Genomic DNA, 16,656 nt, shown 5'->3' with positions numbered 1-16,656 from the left:
ACCACCCTTTCACTAGATAGACAAGGGCAATGCAAAATCGGAATAGCACTTATGGGAATTGCTTATAATTTCTATACTTAACCTGTTCTCCTCCGTGGAAACGCACGTTTTGCAGAGACAAAGTGGAATTGTTGTATGATAGAAACCCGTCTTAAATATCTGATCTGAATTACCTCTACCTATAATCGAACTGCATTGAATACAATATACTATATCCGAATTCATGATATTCCTCCCCTTTGAGTGCTCAAAATGTCGTTTGTTGTTACATTCTGTATATATATTGATTATAAGATACGTTTTGTAACATTGCAAGGGGTTGAATTCATTTTCTCGTGTATGTATACAGAAATTATGTATTCGCACATTTTAATTCGACATTCATTGGTTTTTATACTAACCTTATGAGAGCAACAAACGGTTTAGCACATGCAGAGCGGCTTTATTTCTCCCTCAACATATCAAATCAACTGTATTTACAGCTGAAGAAGGTTCTGGCGTGTAGCTTTTAGAAAGCTTAACGTATTCCGTATTCTGTGTGACCGCAAGTTGATTGATGGCATAGAGCATTTCGGAATCAACATGATCTTCAGATTGAATAACTGCTTTATAGATGTATTCATTATCGTTATTACTTTCTAGTTCTATGCTGCCATTAACTTGAAATGATTGACCGAAAATCGTAAATTCAAAACCGTAGGTGACTTGATGGCTGGTTGGCAAACATAGGGGACTAGCAAATGTGAATTGGGACTTTTCAAGTGCTATAATTTCGATTAGTGCATATTTGCTATTAATGAGTTGATTGCGAATTCGAATAATATTCAACTTTCCATCCAGTGGTACGACTAATGATAATTTACTTTTTTTCTCCAACGCCATTTGCCTCATCCCTCCTTTTTGTTACATCTTGTATCTAGTCAATGAATCTTTGCTTTGTTATAATAGTTCTCTGGTATATAGCGGGAAAAACAATGGTAATAATGTTAAAGAATAATTAAACAGTGAGGAATGATCACGCTGAAATATGGAGATCGCATTGCCCTTTTACGCGAAAAAAGAGGATTAACTCAAGAAGAACTATCTACTAAAATTGGAATCTCTAGAGCCGCTCTTTCTCATTACGAAACAAATCGACGTGAGCCGGACTACGAAACGATTAATAAGATCGCCAATTTTTTTAATGTTACCGTTGATTATTTACTTGGCCGGACTGACCAGCCACAAACGGTTCTAGATCATGATGTTAGAGAGTTCGTAGAGCATCTCGATTTAACGGATGAGAGCATTTTGAAAAAGTTTTCATTAACCGTGGATGGTCGAATACTGACCCCAGAGGAAGCAAAACGATTCATCGCTTTTGTAAGAGCTGAGCGTTCCTTGGAGTAGATTGTGAGGAAGACATCATAACTTGATTCTGAAACTTCTGCTGGTCGATCCCTAACTGCTGAAGAACATGATGAATTTCTACTGAAATCTTTTCTTCTTGTTTCATAAGAAACTCCACTCCCAACGCTCAGCTATTAACTTTAAAAAGAATTACAATAACACTAATAGTCATGATTCGTTATGTATCTACCTCGAGCCACTACTTTCACCAAACATCAACTTAAATTGATCCTCTATTCCTTCACGCCAATATACTTTAAAGTCACTGATGGAGCCGATTGATTGAATAAATCTCTGAGGACCGAAACATTTTTCGTTCTTAGGTAATAATGATAGCCGTATGTTTTTCGAAGTGTGTGTGTACCTATGTCGTTTAACCCAACTTGCTTGGCTGCTTCATTTAAAATACGGTAAACCCGGATTCTTTTGATCGGATTGCCCGTTCGTTGGGATGGAAATAAATAAGCATCACTATCCATATATTGGATATATTCTTCTATATAAGTTTTAAGCTGTGGAGAAAGTTGAAACGTCTTTGCTTTACCTGTTTTTTCCTCCTTAATGCTGACTACACTTCGATCCTTCACATCACTCACTTTCAAATACAATAGATCGCTTAGATGGAGTCCCGAATTAATCCCAATGGTGAAAAGAAGCCAGTCTCGAATCGATTGCTCTTTCAAAACGGCCTGTATCTGTTCAATTTTCTCTTGTTCTCTAATAGGTTGAACAACCTGCATGAGTTGCACCTCGCATGATTTTAATCAGTTTCGTTTGTATGTTACAAATTGTATCTTATTGCAGCTAGAATACTCTTATTCTTACTCTATCATTCCCCCTACCTGTATTATGTTACATATTGTATCATAAATTAAAAAAATGATCTATGCCTTTTATAGTTCTCAAAACCTAATTTTTGCTGTATAATTCTTAATAAAGAACGATAGCATGCAATAACTCTTCGGAAGGGAGGTTATGTTCAGTGTTAAAAATCGTTCGACTATCTTGTCTGATTTTACTCTTTAGTGCAATCATCTTCCCTGCATATGCTTCAGCCTCAGGTAATAGATCAGGAAGTTCGCAGAAAAACAGCTTTCTTTCTACGTTTATTTCAATTTTTACAGTTAATAATGGGAATAGTAATAACAACAACAACAACAACAATAATAATAATCACAACAACAACAACAACAACAACAACAACAACAACAACAACAATAACAACAATAACAACAATAACAACAATAACAACAATAACAACAATAACAATAACAATAACAATAACAACAATAACAATAACAATAACAACCATAATAACAACAATAACAATCACTGGGACGACAAAGACTGGGACGATATCAAATGGGATGATATTGATGATATTGATTGCTTAGATTCGTTTGATATTTGGAAAAAGTGGTTTTGCTACTGACGAATACATACTCCGTTAGCTTCGGCTAACGGAGTTTTTATGTGCTTATGGCAGCTTCTTTTCTAGGACAAAAACTGTAATTTCAGGTCGACAATTGAACCGAATCGGGAACAAAGTCGTACCTATTCCACGGTTCGTGTAGACATGAAACTCACTTCCTTCGAATGCATGCAAACCAATAGGGTACTTTTGTCCTAGCTCCGGCGTGAATATACTCCCATATAGTGGAATCCTAATTTGCCCGCCATGGCTATGACCAGAGAGCTGCAAATCGACCTGGCTGGCCAACGACGTATCTGCGAAATCAGGCTCATGCGCAAGCAGCAGCACGAAATCATCCCGCTTTACACCTTTCAAGGCTAATGGCAAATCTGGTTTACCGTGGAGCATTTCATCTATACCGACGACCTGTAGGCGTCCATTCCCACGTTCAATAGATCGGCTTTCGTTGACTAAGACGGTAAAGCCAGATCGCTCTAGTACATCCCTTACTCGATCGGAATCCATTCGCATATCATGATTGCCGAGCACAGCGAATTTACCCATTCCTGCTCGGAGCCGCGATAGGATCGGAATCACCTCATCACTCACTTCACCGAATTTGGAATCAAATAAATCTCCTGTAAAACAGATGATGTCAGGCTCTTGCCGCTGCAGCAGATCAACCACTTTGTTCATCTGTTCCAGACTATAATACTTGCCGATATGCGTATCACTGAATTGGACAATACGCACACCCTCAAATGAGGCAGGATAACGACGGTACGAAAGACGAACCGTTGTCGACTGAATCCAAAACCGCTCTCCGAAGATGCCATATAATCCACTAACTCCCGTTAATATGGCTAAGGATTCAACCGCAAACAGACTTTTTTTGAGAAACGTCCTGCGATTTATGCGATCATTCTTCACGTTAGGTTTCCCTACCCTCATCTAGGTTTTGAGTCTATATCTAATTATTTACGTGTTTTTTGTCGAGGGGATACACTTAATCGGCGATACAATTTGTATAATTTTAATGTTTTCGGGATTGATTTCACAGAAAAAACGTGCGATAATAAGTCAACAGATACATATTGTATCGCGATAGATGATTTGGAGGGGTCGTTTGTGAATCGGATAAACCAGGTGGATACCGAAGAATTTGATATGGAGTGGGTCAATCTTATTATGAGCGCGCGTAAGATGGGTCTTACGATGGAAGATATCCGCGCATTCCTAAGAAGCCCATTCCAACCTACGACAATTTCACTTTCAACTGAAAACGATCGCTTCATGTCCACAAAGGGATTCATTAAACAATCTTCCTAGTACTATTCATCGTTTGGACGCTTCATTCTCCATTTATTGAAATCCAGAAACTCTCGAAACTGCTGCTTGTCAACACCAGAAGTCATGGCTTCTTTAATGATCTCATACCATTCCGGATCGAGCTCACGGTCATTAGTAGCCATCTCTTCTTGGTCATCAATTAGTCTGTCGACAGGTACTTTCAGGACAGCTGCAATTTTCTCAAGAAACTGAATCGAAGGATTCTTCTGAATGTCCCGCTCCAAGCTGCTAATATATGATTTAGCAACCCCTGCACGTTCCGCCAGCTCTGTCAGAGACAGACCCTTCTCTTTCCTCAATTGTTGAACACGTTTTCCAATCATTTCGGATCTTCCCTTATAATGAAGTTATGTTGCTTTTGATGTTATTATATCAGAATTTCTTCCAACGAACAAATTCGTTTCATATAAAGAACAATAAAGCCCCAAAAAGGGGCTATTTTGAGTTTAATCATCGTCTTCTTATATAAACGATAATTCTAAGAAATATCAGCGCTGCTAGCGAATCCAGCAGCACATCCTGGACTAATGCAGACCTTCCCGGTACGTATGACTGATGCCATTCATCTACTACGCCCACCAAAGTCGTGCAAACCCAAGCGAACCAAATCGATTGCCTTCGAATCACGATATAGAAAAAGATACTGAGCAAGCCAAACATAAGGACATGGGCAGATTTGCGAATAATCGCATTAGTAATATAGGCATTATGTTCATTCATACCTGTTATCTGCTGGATTTGCTCTTTCGTATGCTCGCCTGTATAGGTCTGAAGTGCAGTGAAAAGAAATATGGCTCCTACGAAAACAATTAGTAGACACCACCAGAATAACGGCTTCATTCTACTTAATTTTCTCATTGTTCCACTTCATAAACTCAATCAAAATTTTAAATTCATGAATCCGTTCCTTATCGATGCCTGACTGCTTCAAATCAGAAATAAAATCCATCCACTCTTGATCCAGCTGTTGGCTTGTTTCCACATCAGCGGCAATTTTTAACAGCGTTTTCAAGTCTACTTTTAGAACCAACGCAATTTTTTCCATGACATGAATAGAAGGGTTCTGTTTTAGATTTCTTTCTATGTTACTTAAATAGGACTTGGAAATACCGGTCCGCTCTGAAAGCTCGGACAACGTATACCCCCTTTGCTTACGTATACTTGAAATGTTTTGACCGATCATCGTTATCATCACTCCACAGTGACACTTTTGAGTAGATTTGTTTCTTCGAAGTTCGCTTTAACCAGGATATCCTTCGCCCCCTGATTTCCGATATAACGGGCAATTCCACACATGATTAGTTCCTCCCATTTATTAAATAATTACCTTGAATGGCATCGTTTGCATAATCGTTTTCTTGATACAAGTAATCACTCTCTGTTGTTCTTCTTCCATTAATTGTGACCCGGATGGTAAGCATATTCCTGTTAGAAACAATCGTTCCGACACACTCTCGTTTTTGCTATGCGGATAGTACCGAGCCCCTTCAAAAAGCGGCTGCAGATGAAGCGGCTTCCAGACTGGACGGGCTTCGATGTTTAGTTCTGTCAATGCTTCTAACACTTCCTGAGCGGTTACTCCAGCTTCTTTCTCCTCTAGCGTTAATACGGTAAGCCACCGATTCGAGCGCGTGTTTGCTAGTTCAGGCATGAATTGAATGCCTGGCAAATGGGATAAGGCTTCATCATAACGGTTAAATACCGCTCTTCTGGCATTGACTCGCTCCTCCAACACCTCAAGCTGTGCTCTACCTATTCCAGCCAATACATTGCTCATTCGATAATTGAATCCCAATTGGCTATGCTGGTAATGGACGGCTTGATCCCGTGCTTGTGTAGCTAAGAAACGAGCTCGCTTTAATCCCTCTACATCATCGGAAACCAGCATTCCTCCTCCTGAAGTGGATATAATCTTATTCCCATTGAATGAATAAACGCCGTATTTTCCGAAAGTCCCACTTGCTCTTCCTTTATACGTAGAACCCAGCGATTCTGCTGCATCCTCAATAATGGGAACATCGTAGGATTCACATAACGACAAGATTTCGTCCATTTTTGCACTTTGGCCATAGAGATTCACAACAATAACGGCTTTAGGCAACTTCCCCTCTAGAGCAGCATCTTGCAAAGCGATTTCCAATGCCCTAGGAGACATGTTCCATGTCTCGGGTTCAGAATCAATAAATACCGGCTTCGCTCCACAATAAACAATCGGATTTGCGCTAGCCACGAAGGTAAGACTTGAGCAGAATACGCTGTCCCCTTCATTAATACCTATCAGTCGCAATGCCAGATGGATTGCCGCGGTCCCTGAACTGACTGCTGTAGCAGCATTTGACCCGACATGAGAGGCAAGCTCTTTCTCAAATGCATCCACATGCGGGCCCAGAGGGGCGATCCAATTTGTAGCAAAGGCATCCTGGATGTAGCTCATTTCGTTTCCGCTCATGTGTGGAGGAGAAAGATAAATTCTTTTGTTAGGTGTAATCATGCGCCTTCACAGCCTTCCCAAAGGTTAATAAAACACAAATAGCGCCATTCGGCGCCTCAAAGATAATGTCACTCGCCAATCTTCTAGGATGGGTGCGTTTATCAACTATGCAAACATGACTCTTGCAATTAATCTCGCAGGAGTTCCAACAGCTGTGCTATAAGCGGGGATATCACTGATAACCGTAGCGCCAGCTCCTATGACCGCCCACTCGCCTATCTTTTTCCCGGGAATGACGGTCGCTCCCGCACCTATCATAGATCCTTCGTCCGCGATTACAGAGCCTGTAAGCGTAGCTTTCGGCGCAACGTGGACATAATCCCCAAGTTGATTATCGTGCTCAACGATCGCTCCTGAATTAATGATGGTATGATCGCCTATCACTGCGTCGGCATTGACAATCGTACCAGCCATGATAACTGCTCCATCCCCGATAGAAGCACTCGTGCTGATAATAGCTGTATCATGTATGAGTGAAATATAGTTTTCCTTGGATAAGCCAAGCTTCGATACAATCAACTTTCGAACTTCGTTATTCCCTATCGCGATAAAAAATTTGAGATGATTCAATTGATTCAATAAAAGGTGTGCAGAAGAAATTGGACCTATGTATATACCATTGATTACGGTTAATTCATCATACTTATCGTCCAAGATGGCCACGATCTTGTAGTCACTCTTAGAACGAATTAATTCCCTTATCACTTTACTGTGACCGCCTTCACCAATAACAACAAGATCCATCTTGCCTCGCCTCTTTTCATGAGAGATTTGAACCGGAAAATTTCTCCATGGTCACATGATTTCCGTGACTGATCCCATCTGACTTGACTACTTTAATAAAAGTTAGTGCTAGAATTTTGAGATCAATGAGGAAGCTTTGATTTTCCACGTACCAGACATCCAGCTTAAATTTATCTTCCCACGAGATTTTATTCCTGCCATTGACTTGAGCCCATCCGGTAATTCCCGGTCGAACTTGATGTCGTTTCGCCTGTTCTTCGGTGTATAGAGGCAGATAATCCATCAACAAGGGCCTTGGTCCGACTAAACTTAAATCTCCTTGGATGACATTAACCAATTGCAACAATTCATCTAGGCTATATTTTCGAAGAAACATGCCAAATGGGGTTAATCTTATCGAATCGGGCAATAAATTCCCTTCATGATCCCTTGCTTCCGTCATGGTCCTGAATTTATAAAGATTAATAGGTTTCCCGTGTAATCCCGGTCTTAGCTGCTTAAATATGACCGGAGATCCCAACTTTAACCTAACCAATACGGCAACGATCCCGATAATCGGAAGAAAAAGTACGAATAATGGAATGGATACCAACAAGTCACACAATCGCTTCATGAATGATCTACTCCTACTGATTTGGGCTGAAAGGCTTTGATTTAATACGTCAATCTCATTTTCCTCTTAGGACGGAAATGATCTGTTGTTTAATTTCTTCAATCAGTTCTTTGGCCTCGAGATGTTTTGATTCATTTCCTATTTTATAAGCATGAAATACAATTTTCTTCATTTGTTGCTCTGTCAATGCAGATATATCCATGAATAAGACCTCAGAATACAATTAGTTAATTGCACCATACATGCACGCATGTCACGAAATGATAGATTCAACCAGGATAGTATCCTCTTCAACATAGCCGCACGGATTATTGGACTGCCATCGCCAAGCATCCAGACACATCTCCTCAATGCCTTTCTCGGCGATCCATCCCAGCTCCCGTTCAGCCTTGGACGGGTCCGAATAACAAATCCCGATGTCCCCCGGTCTTCGATCCGTTATCCTATAGGGAATGCGCCTGCCGATTACTTTTTCGAAAGCAGAAACCATTTCCACAACACTGTAGCCCCGTCCCGTCCCAAGGTTGTAAGCTTCCACACCTGTGTTTGCCATGACCTTCTCCAGCGCCTTCAAGTGTCCGCACGCTAGATCCACTACATGGATATAATCCCTTACACCTGTGCCATCCAAGGTCGGGTAGTCATTCCCATAAATCTGCAGTTCCTTTAATCCCCCTACCGCAACCTGCGTGATAAAGGGCATCAAATTATTCGGTATGCCGTTCGGATCCTCGCCTAATCTCCCACTACTATGGGCTCCAATAGGGTTAAAATAGCGCAGGATGGCGATGCTCCATTTCGGATCGGAAACGTGCATATCCTGCAAGATTTCTTCAATCATTAGCTTTGTTCGCCCATAGGCGTTCGTTGCACCAAGTGGAGAATCCTCCGCGATCGGTACGGATTCCGACATTCCATATACAGTAGCTGATGAGCTGAATATCATTCTTTTTACTGCATACTCCTGCATAAGTTCGCAAAGCACGAGCGTCCCCGTGATATTATTATGGTAATAGCGAAGCGGTAATCGAACCGATTCACCAACTGCTTTAAGCCCCGCGAAATGAATCACGGCTTCAATCATATTTTGCTTAAAGACGATTTCTAAGTCCTCACGATTTAACAAATCAATCTGATAAAACTTGAAGTCTTTACCCGTTATTTCTTTTGTCCGCCTTAAGGATTCCGAACTGCTGTTGCACAGGTTATCCACAACTACTACTTCATATCCAGCATTTAATAACTCCAAGCAGGTGTGACTTCCGATATAACCGGCTCCACCTGTTACGAGAACTGCCATCATTTGAACCCCCAAACTGTTTATCAGAATTTCAAGTAATCACTTTTATAAATAATGTTTAAAGTAACAACGTTCTCGTAGTAAAAATAAATCAAATAAAAGCCTAGGACCGCGTAGTAAATAAATTTCTGTTGTCTTTTCACGAATAAACTGATGACCCATGACATGAGAATGACATTATATAATCCGAAATATATGGTAAATCTTGCAAATATCCAATTTTGTGTAGCGACGGCCATAACAATAAAATTCAATAACGACATATTTACGACGTAGTCGCCATGGGGAAATATCTCCCTAAGTTTGTTTCTTCCCAGATAAGCAAATATCAAAGGAACAGCCCCGATAGCCACCCGAATGATATTAGCTCCGCCTTCTTGAAATTCCTTATATCCGCTATATTGCGTATCTGCTATTGCTGCGAAAAGAGCATCCGATAGTACGTTGTATCCTAGAATCAGCATAACGGCCAGAAACAGTAGAACAAAAGTGGATGTCGTCCATGCCTTCCTTCTCACAATGAAATAAATAGGAATAAGGATTAGTGCGCTCTCATGAAACGTAGAGGCGAAGGCAACCACGAGAAAATATTTTTGCCATTTACCTTCAAATAAATATTTGGAAGCAGCGAATACAATGGCTGAAGCCAAAAATTGCCTGACTCCATTCATGGAAACTATGTAAAGTCCAGATGTTATGTAGATATAGATGCTCACTTCAAACAATCTAGAATACTTGTATAACACATAGACAATAAGAACATTGGTCACTAACGCCGTTAAAAATATTAACAACTGAGGATCTTCGGTGAATGATTTCAATATCATTTGCAGGATTCCGAAGCCAATATCCTTCTCAGTTTTAACTTGTTCCCATGTAAAATCATTAAACGTATAGGCATACATATAAAAGAAGGTATCACCTATGTTATTGCGAAGCCCGGCTATCAATACGAATGTTGCCATCACGATGGCAGTCATCCATTTATTAGGCCTAAACGATATAGGACTATGGCCGATTGCCATTGGTGTGGCCAAATACCTCGATAAGAAAGATGCGATATAGACGACAACCAGATTTACCCACAGTATGGCCATAGTTGATTTCCTTTCGAATACCTAAGAGATTCTTGTTTTTCTAATCACATACCAATAGAGCATGACCCCAAGTGGAATAGCAAGAAAAGTGAGGACTTTGGCAGGTGTTTCCCGCATAAACCTACGATTACCGGATGTTATGCTGCTGGACACATAATGGATCGATTGTCTGAATTTATAGAGTAAGCTAGCGAAGGGCAGTTTCATGAGTTCTTTACGGTAAAAGGCAAATCCGATCGGATTCTTGCGATATTGTTTAAGCATGTTCATGGATGATCCATCAGGTAAATATTCCACGTAGCAAAGCACTTCATTCATGAGAAGCATTTCATACTGCTGATCCAGCATGTAGTACTTATAAGCCAAACCGACATACTTTTCATTTTCGAAAATAGGATAAGGATATTGCCGGATTAATTCTGTTCGATAAACCAGCTTCTTATCACCAGTCACACGATGTTTGCTATACAACTCAAAAAGTGTTGAACTTTCAAGATCTTCTGGAAACCTTGAGCCAATGATACGACCATCCGTAAAAGCGTCAAGACCGATGATTCCACTCACATTTTCACTGCCGTGCAACTCCCAAAAGGAGTTTATTTGTTCCACGGCGCTATCCGGCATATAGTCGTCAGAGTCAATACAAACATTTAATTCTGTATCAATTAGCTTGTAAGCCGTATTATGAGCTCCATGCATCCCCTGATTGTCCTGTCGATGATAACGTATAGGGATTTCATTCTCTGCCATCCAGCCTGCTACCATTTCTTCCGTATTGTCTGTAGAGCCATCATCTATAATTAACCAAATGAAATCTCTGGATGTTTGCCGTTTCAGACTCTCGTAACAAACGTGAAGACAATATGCCCTATTGTATGTCGGTGTAAAAACCGTTAACTTCTTCACATGCTTCACCTCACTACTGATAAGTAAAAACCTTCTGCCCATTCTGCTGTATATTTAATATCGTATTCCTTGTTTTTTGATTCGTTAGAAAATGTAAGGCGTGATGAATCCGTTTCGATAGTATTCTTAATTTTATTAATCCAAACTTTTTTATTATTTAAAGGTAAATAGTCAACTAACTGCAACCCCATATCAACCTCTTTCGGAATAACATTTGAAAGTATACAATGTAGTCCAGCAGCCTGTGCCTCGATTGCTGCAATTCCGAAACCCTCATGCCATGATGGAAACACAAACACATCAAACGCTTGAAGTAACCTGTTGATATCTGAACGCACACCGAGAAAAAGCACCTTATTCATAAGATTCAAATCTCTGACTTTCTTCTCAATGTCTTGACGCAACTTGCCAACCCCTACTAACACAAGTACAGCATTTGGATGATATGGAGTTAATTCGGCGAAAATGTCTATTAGAAACGAATGATTCTTTTGATGAGCGAATCTCCCCACATGTCCTACGACATAACTCTCTGGTGAGAGATTCAGTTCCTGCCTTACTTGCTCCCTGACCTCAGGTGAGAATGCATATTTATCACTCTCAATTCCATTCTTTAAAATCATGGTTTTATTTTGCTTGCTGGAAAATAACCATTTTGCCGCTCTACTTGAACATGCCAAAAAGTGCGTTGCACAGGATGTTATAAATGTTCCGGCAACCCACTTGTATGTTTTGGCTGCAATTCCGCCCTCACTGCTCGTATTATGACTGTGCGCAATCCGTATGGGCAGTCCTGCTTTTTTCGCGGATCGTAATACGAATCCACTCATTTTGTCCATATGGGCATGCACAATCCTGTAATAGGGGTTTGCGGTAAAGAAATGATCCAAAGCTTGAATATATTTTGTATGTCCAATATCCGTTACATAGGGGATTCGATGGATGGTTCCACCCATCTCTATAATCTCAGCATCGAATGCTCCCTCTTTACAGGTTAAAAAATCAAATTGAATCTTAGTGCGATCTATATTACGATATAAATTCATGAGGAGGGTTTCCGCCCCACCGCGATTCATATTAACGACTACGTGTAAAATTCTTATTGGATTGCCCACATGACATCCGCCTTTTCATCCATAAATAGGGAATATATTGTGCTCTTTTGATCTAAAACCCGCTGGATTGCGTATCTTGATTCAACCATCTCTCTGCCCTTTACACCCTGCTTCACCATTAATTCCTTGTTGTTAGCTAGCAGCATGATCTTATCTGCCATTGCCGCTTGATCATTAGGCGCTGTAAGCCAACCGTTATGGTCATTATGAACCAGTTCTTTGTGACCTCTGTTCTCACTAGCGATGATGGGAAGGCCACAAGCCATAGCTTCCATGATATTCACCGGCAGCCCTTCACGAAGACTGGATGCAACGGCAATGTCACACATCGGTAATAAGTGATCTATGTCATTTCGATAACCCAGAAAATCAACCTGATCCTCTATACCCAGCTCCTTGGCTAGATCTTGACATTGTTCTTTCAACAGACCTTCACCAGCAAGCAGGAGCTTGACATTAGGAACATCAACTTTGACCGAAGCTAGTGCGTGAAGGAGCAATTGTTGATTCTTGTTCTGATTAAATTCAGCCGCATAGAACAGGAGGATATCATCCGGGTGATAGCCGGTTGTCAGCTTCAATTCACGCTTATATGATTCTTGGGCAGGTCTGAACCGTTCCGTATTCACGCCTACGCCATGTACATACTCAATTCGACTTGCTCGGAATCGGCGATTTACGGCTAGTTGGTAGTCTTCCTCATTGATGGTAATCAAGCAATCCGTGAAATAAGAAAGAAATTTCTCAAGGGGATAGTACACCAACCAATTAAGCACAGGTGCTCCTTGGCAAAAATGAAAACCATGAGCGGTATATATGACCTTAGTCCCACTTTTTCGCGCATTCCTCGCTGCTAATCGAGCCAATACGCCCCCCATCGGGGTGTGGCAGTGGATGATATCATATTTATTATCGTCAATAATGGACTTTAGGTCCGTAAATGCCTTTATGTTGGTTCGATTAAAAGGTGACCGCTGGATTGGAATGTTAAACTTCGCGTCGACATAAGGAAGATCCATATTCCCGTTAGCGGCAACATGGACCTCCCAGCCCTGCTCTTTGAACCACTTCATGTAGGGCACATGAAAAGCTTTAAAGTGATAATCAACCGTGGCACATAACAGCACTTTCTTAGGCATCTGCATCCCCTACTTAATTAATTCTCTCTCCAAGGTGGAAGAAAGGTATTTCAGTAATTCGTATCTTAAATCCTCACGCTGCAGCGCGTAATCAATCGTTGTCTGTATAAAACCTAACTTATCGCCCACATCGAATCGCATACCTTCAAATTCATACGCATATACCGACTCAATTCGATTCAATTCTGCAATGGCATCGGTTAGTTGAATTTCACCACCGGCTCCCGGCTTTTGATTATTCAGAATGTCGAAAATCCTTGGTGTCAGGATATATCGACCCATAATCGCAAGATTAGACGGCGCTTCCTCTTTCTTGGGTTTCTCTACCAGATGATTGATACTATATAGGCGCTTCTCAATCTCGTTTCCATCAACAATTCCATATCTGGAAACTTCTTCATCGGATACGTGCTTCACCCCAATGATGGAAGCATAACGAGATTCATATTGATCCATCATCTGCTTCAGACAAGGCTTTTCCGCTCGAACGATATCATCACCTAACAGCACAGCGAAGGGTTCATCCCCAATGAACTTGCGCGCACACCAGATGGCATGTCCCAGACCCTTGGGCTCCTTCTGACGAATATAATGAATATCTACTTTGGACGACTTCTGAACTTCAGTTAATAAGTCAAACTTTTGCTTTTCCAATAAATTTTGCTCAAGCTCAAAGGAATTATCGAAATGATCCTCAATGGCCCTTTTCCCTTTACCCGTCACGATAATAATATCTTCAATGCCCGACTCCACGGCTTCTTCAACGATATATTGAATGGTTGGTTTATCGACAATGGGCAGCATTTCTTTGGGCATGGCCTTGGTTGCAGGTAGGAATCTTGTCCCCAGACCAGCGGCAGGAATGATAGCTTTTCTTACTTTCATTGGATGTCTTCTCCTTTTTAGCCAATTGAGACTAGTTTCTTAGGTAATGGAATTATATTACTATTTCCTAAATTTACGAGATATTCCCTTAGGCTCTCTTTATCAAGAGAGGCGTAAATGGAGATCATCTCTTTGATTTCTTCCACATAAAGATCCGCCGTTTTACCTATATAAATCTTTGGATATACTTGTTGTTCGTCGATTTCGTCGGCTTTCAGCAGCTCTTCATAAAGCTTCTCACCCGGTCTCATTCCGGTAAATTCAATCCCGATGTCCTCGAGTGAGTTGCCGGATAGCTTGATGAGGTTTTTCGCCAGATCTACAATTTTCACTGGCTCTCCCATGTCTAGGATAAAGATTTCTCCGCCTTTGGCTAATGCTCCGGCTTGGATGACCAATCTGGATGCTTCAGGAATCGTCATAAAGTAGCGAATCATGTCGGGGTGAGTGACTGAAACTGGCCCGCCTTTTTCAATCTGATGCTTGAACCTAGGAATGACACTGCCCCTACTCCCTAATACATTACCGAAACGAACGGCAACGAATTTGGTATTGCTATTTTTATCCATATCCTGAATAATCATCTCAGCCATTCTTTTGGTGGCCCCCATGACACTGGTTGGATTCACCGCTTTATCTGTTGATATCATGACGAATGTTCCCACTTCGAACTTGCTGGCCGCTTTGGCAACGTTCATCGTACCGATTACATTGTTCTTTAACGCTTCTTCTGGGTTTCGCTCCATGAGCGGTACATGTTTATGGGCAGCTGCGTGGTAGACAACATCAGGCCGATGTCTGTTCATGATCGACATCATCTTCCATGAGTCCTGAATATCGGCAATTTCCGTAATGAATTCAATCTCTGTATGTACACAAATGTCCTTTAATTCCATTTCGATCGAATAAATGCTGTTCTCTCCATGTCCTAAAAGAATCAGCTTTTGAGGATGAAACTTCGTAACTTGTCGACAAATTTCCGATCCAATTGAGCCTCCAGCACCTGTTACCAGTACCACTTTGTCCGTGATAAATTCGGAAATACTTTCAATATCAAGCTCTATCGGTTCCCGACCAAGTAAATCTTCAACCTGAACGTCCAAGAATTGATTAACTGAAAGCTTACCGGTCACCAGATCCTCTAGTTTTGGTAATGTTTGAGTTTTGGCATCCGTTTTCGCACATTCTTGGAATATGAAGTTGAGGTCTCTTTTACCTAGAGAAGGAATAGCAATAATAATATTGTCGATTTGCAGTTCTTTTACCGTCATCTCTATGCGATCAACGCCGCCAACAACGGGTATTCCCAGAATATCCAAGTTATGCATTCGCGCGTTATCATCAATAAATGCAATAGGCTCTAGATCCGCGTCATTATTTTTAATCAATTGTCTGGCAACCATCATCCCTGCCGAACCGGCACCAATGATTAAAGTACGTTTTTTATTCACTTGTTTATTGATATAACGATTCCGAAGGAGTCGCCAACAGAAACGCGATCCACCTATCAACATGATATGGATCATCCATGTGACTGCGAGTAAACGGAAGTAAATATCCTGCACAATGATTTGTTGGATAAATGCCACAGTAACAATAGAGAAGGTAATCGCCTTTATAATAAACAACAATTCCCCAATACTCGCATGTTCCCAGGCTTTCTTATAAAGCTTATACACAAACGAAAACACATGATGACTAAGGAGCAACGTAATTGAACTAACGACCAAAGGCAGCGTTATGACATTTAGATCTGCGCTCAATAAAAATCGGCTAAAAAAAATGGACGTTAATACAATGAAGGAGTCTATGAAGACTAATAGAGATAACCTTTGTCGGTATGACAAATAAATCCACCCTCTCACTAAAGTTCTTAAGTATAAGGCCTTTGGAGAAAGACCATATAATTAAATCCTTTAATACGTTCTAGGGCATCTAACCCTTCCTCGCACCACACTTTTGACGACTCGCGTCTAAGGTCGATTCAACCCACAGCATGGTCGAGTGCTTCCATTGATAACGGTAAGGAGGCATCACCGGAGCGTATTTAGGAGCCCACTTTGTTGTTCTTCATAAAGAACGACGCTGTAAAGATTGACGATAATCCTATTATAAAGAACGTTTTATATGTATTAATTCTTTATAAAGAACACTTTAAGTGGAAAAAGTTACTGTTCTCTGGTCCATAGCGGTTTATTTCATTGTAGTTCTTT

Annotated in this window: 20 protein-coding genes; 2 read left to right on the top strand and 18 right to left on the bottom strand. The window is 40.8% G+C overall.

Translation table 11 applies throughout. The features are described from left to right. Positions 1-453: 453 nt before the first annotated feature. Positions 454-882 (bottom strand): hypothetical protein, encoded by a 429-nt coding sequence (locus GC098_RS05740; RefSeq protein WP_171641807.1) that lies wholly within the window; start codon positions 880-882, stop codon positions 454-456. 138 nt (positions 883-1,020) lie between these two features. On the opposite strand from GC098_RS05740, the gene GC098_RS05735 reads away from it, so the two are divergent. Beyond that, on the top strand, positions 1,021-1,389 hold the full coding sequence (locus tag GC098_RS05735) for a helix-turn-helix domain-containing protein (protein ID WP_171641819.1): 369 nt from the start codon (positions 1,021-1,023) through the stop codon (positions 1,387-1,389). A 233-nt stretch (positions 1,390-1,622) separates the two neighbouring features. Here GC098_RS05735 and GC098_RS05730 read toward each other — a convergent pair whose 3' ends face one another. From GC098_RS05730 to GC098_RS05720, 3 genes are all read right to left on the bottom strand, one after another. Continuing rightward, a complete protein-coding gene (locus tag GC098_RS05730) occupies positions 1,623-2,129 on the bottom strand; it encodes a tyrosine-type recombinase/integrase (protein ID WP_171641805.1) in 507 nt (168 codons plus the stop codon). Positions 2,130-2,500: 371 nt separating this feature from the next. Then, positions 2,501-2,722 carry a hypothetical protein gene (locus tag GC098_RS05725; RefSeq protein WP_171641803.1) on the bottom strand — a complete coding sequence of 74 codons (222 nt, stop codon included), beginning with the start codon at positions 2,720-2,722 and terminating at the stop codon, positions 2,501-2,503. A 144-nt stretch (positions 2,723-2,866) separates the two neighbouring features. Continuing rightward, entirely contained in the window at positions 2,867-3,733 is an 867-nt protein-coding gene (locus tag GC098_RS05720; RefSeq protein WP_171641801.1) for a metallophosphoesterase, read from the bottom strand. A gap of 198 nt (positions 3,734-3,931) precedes the next feature. Between GC098_RS05720 and GC098_RS05715 the strand changes: the two genes are divergently transcribed. After that, a complete protein-coding gene (locus tag GC098_RS05715) occupies positions 3,932-4,132 on the top strand; it encodes an anti-repressor SinI family protein (RefSeq protein ID WP_312879992.1) in 201 nt (66 codons plus the stop codon). A gap of 2 nt (positions 4,133-4,134) precedes the next feature. On the opposite strand, the gene GC098_RS05710 is transcribed toward GC098_RS05715, so the two are convergent. The 14 genes from GC098_RS05710 to GC098_RS05645 all read right to left on the bottom strand — a co-directional run bounded on the left by GC098_RS05710 (position 4,135) and on the right by GC098_RS05645 (position 16,290). Further along, positions 4,135-4,476: a helix-turn-helix domain-containing protein gene (locus GC098_RS05710; protein ID WP_171641799.1), complete on the bottom strand. Its 342-nt coding sequence runs from the start codon at positions 4,474-4,476 to the stop codon at positions 4,135-4,137. Positions 4,477-4,603: 127 nt separating this feature from the next. Then, complete coding sequence (locus GC098_RS05705; protein WP_216625166.1) at positions 4,604-4,993, bottom strand: VanZ family protein; 390 nt, start codon at positions 4,991-4,993, stop codon at positions 4,604-4,606. 1 nt (position 4,994) lies between these two features. Then, entirely contained in the window at positions 4,995-5,345 is a 351-nt protein-coding gene (locus tag GC098_RS05700) for a helix-turn-helix domain-containing protein (RefSeq protein ID WP_312879993.1), read from the bottom strand. Positions 5,346-5,468: 123 nt separating this feature from the next. Further along, positions 5,469-6,602: a DegT/DnrJ/EryC1/StrS family aminotransferase gene (locus tag GC098_RS05695; RefSeq protein ID WP_376773840.1), complete on the bottom strand. Its 1,134-nt coding sequence runs from the start codon at positions 6,600-6,602 to the stop codon at positions 5,469-5,471. Positions 6,603-6,749: 147 nt separating this feature from the next. Beyond that, positions 6,750-7,388: an acetyltransferase gene (locus GC098_RS05690; protein WP_171641792.1), complete on the bottom strand. Its 639-nt coding sequence runs from the start codon at positions 7,386-7,388 to the stop codon at positions 6,750-6,752. A 16-nt stretch (positions 7,389-7,404) separates the two neighbouring features. Then, complete coding sequence (locus GC098_RS05685) at positions 7,405-8,001, bottom strand: sugar transferase (RefSeq protein ID WP_171641790.1); 597 nt, start codon at positions 7,999-8,001, stop codon at positions 7,405-7,407. Positions 8,002-8,056: 55 nt separating this feature from the next. Beyond that, on the bottom strand, positions 8,057-8,203 hold the full coding sequence (locus GC098_RS05680) for a YwzD family small protein (RefSeq protein WP_171641788.1): 147 nt from the start codon (positions 8,201-8,203) through the stop codon (positions 8,057-8,059). A 51-nt stretch (positions 8,204-8,254) separates the two neighbouring features. After that, the gene (gene galE / locus GC098_RS05675) at positions 8,255-9,301 is read right to left on the bottom strand and encodes a UDP-glucose 4-epimerase GalE (RefSeq protein ID WP_171641785.1); all 1,047 of its coding nucleotides are present in this window, start codon (positions 9,299-9,301) and stop codon (positions 8,255-8,257) included. Positions 9,302-9,324: 23 nt separating this feature from the next. Continuing rightward, on the bottom strand, positions 9,325-10,398 hold the full coding sequence (locus tag GC098_RS05670) for an EpsG family protein (protein WP_171641783.1): 1,074 nt from the start codon (positions 10,396-10,398) through the stop codon (positions 9,325-9,327). 21 nt (positions 10,399-10,419) lie between these two features. Further along, a complete protein-coding gene (locus GC098_RS05665; protein ID WP_171641781.1) occupies positions 10,420-11,304 on the bottom strand; it encodes a glycosyltransferase family 2 protein in 885 nt (294 codons plus the stop codon). A gap of 5 nt (positions 11,305-11,309) precedes the next feature. Beyond that, positions 11,310-12,419, bottom strand: a complete 1,110-nt coding sequence (locus GC098_RS05660) for a glycosyltransferase family 1 protein (RefSeq protein ID WP_171641779.1) — start codon at positions 12,417-12,419, stop codon at positions 11,310-11,312. Further along, the gene (locus tag GC098_RS05655) at positions 12,404-13,558 is read right to left on the bottom strand and encodes a glycosyltransferase family 4 protein (protein WP_171641814.1); all 1,155 of its coding nucleotides are present in this window, start codon (positions 13,556-13,558) and stop codon (positions 12,404-12,406) included. The genes GC098_RS05660 and GC098_RS05655 overlap by 16 nt, the downstream gene beginning before the upstream one ends. A 9-nt stretch (positions 13,559-13,567) precedes the next feature. After that, positions 13,568-14,443 carry a UTP--glucose-1-phosphate uridylyltransferase GalU gene (gene galU, locus GC098_RS05650; protein WP_171641777.1) on the bottom strand — a complete coding sequence of 292 codons (876 nt, stop codon included), beginning with the start codon at positions 14,441-14,443 and terminating at the stop codon, positions 13,568-13,570. 17 nt (positions 14,444-14,460) lie between these two features. After that, complete coding sequence (locus GC098_RS05645; protein WP_171641775.1) at positions 14,461-16,290, bottom strand: polysaccharide biosynthesis protein; 1,830 nt, start codon at positions 16,288-16,290, stop codon at positions 14,461-14,463. Positions 16,291-16,656: the final 366 nt, after the last annotated feature.

Origin of the sequence: Paenibacillus phytorum, assembly GCF_013141715.1 — a bacterium.
GTDB lineage: Bacteria > Bacillota > Bacilli > Paenibacillales > NBRC-103111 > Paenibacillus_E > Paenibacillus_E phytorum.
This window is presented reverse-complemented; position numbering and strand designations above follow the sequence as displayed.

Excerpts from the sequence above, each read along its gene's own strand:
- galE (WP_171641785.1), bottom strand. The coding sequence starts at position 9,301 with ATGGCAGTTCTCGTAACAGGTGGAGCCGGTTATATCGGAAGTCACACC.
- GC098_RS05705 (WP_216625166.1), bottom strand. The coding sequence starts at position 4,993 with ATGAAGCCGTTATTCTGGTGGTGTCTACTAATTGTTTTCGTAGGAGCC.
- GC098_RS05655 (WP_171641814.1), bottom strand. The coding sequence starts at position 13,558 with ATGCCTAAGAAAGTGCTGTTATGTGCCACGGTTGATTATCACTTTAAA.
- GC098_RS05740 (WP_171641807.1), bottom strand. The coding sequence starts at position 882 with ATGGCGTTGGAGAAAAAAAGTAAATTATCATTAGTCGTACCACTGGAT.
- GC098_RS05690 (WP_171641792.1), bottom strand. The coding sequence starts at position 7,388 with ATGGATCTTGTTGTTATTGGTGAAGGCGGTCACAGTAAAGTGATAAGG.
- GC098_RS05685 (WP_171641790.1), bottom strand. The coding sequence starts at position 8,001 with ATGAAGCGATTGTGTGACTTGTTGGTATCCATTCCATTATTCGTACTT.
- GC098_RS05730 (WP_171641805.1), bottom strand. The coding sequence starts at position 2,129 with ATGCAGGTTGTTCAACCTATTAGAGAACAAGAGAAAATTGAACAGATA.
- GC098_RS05710 (WP_171641799.1), bottom strand. The coding sequence starts at position 4,476 with ATGATTGGAAAACGTGTTCAACAATTGAGGAAAGAGAAGGGTCTGTCT.
- GC098_RS05670 (WP_171641783.1), bottom strand. The coding sequence starts at position 10,398 with ATGGCCATACTGTGGGTAAATCTGGTTGTCGTCTATATCGCATCTTTC.
- GC098_RS05680 (WP_171641788.1), bottom strand. The coding sequence starts at position 8,203 with ATGGATATATCTGCATTGACAGAGCAACAAATGAAGAAAATTGTATTT.
- galU (WP_171641777.1), bottom strand. The coding sequence starts at position 14,443 with ATGAAAGTAAGAAAAGCTATCATTCCTGCCGCTGGTCTGGGGACAAGA.
- GC098_RS05700 (WP_312879993.1), bottom strand. The coding sequence starts at position 5,345 with ATGATAACGATGATCGGTCAAAACATTTCAAGTATACGTAAGCAAAGG.
- GC098_RS05695 (WP_376773840.1), bottom strand. The coding sequence starts at position 6,602 with ATGAGCGGAAACGAAATGAGCTACATCCAGGATGCCTTTGCTACAAAT.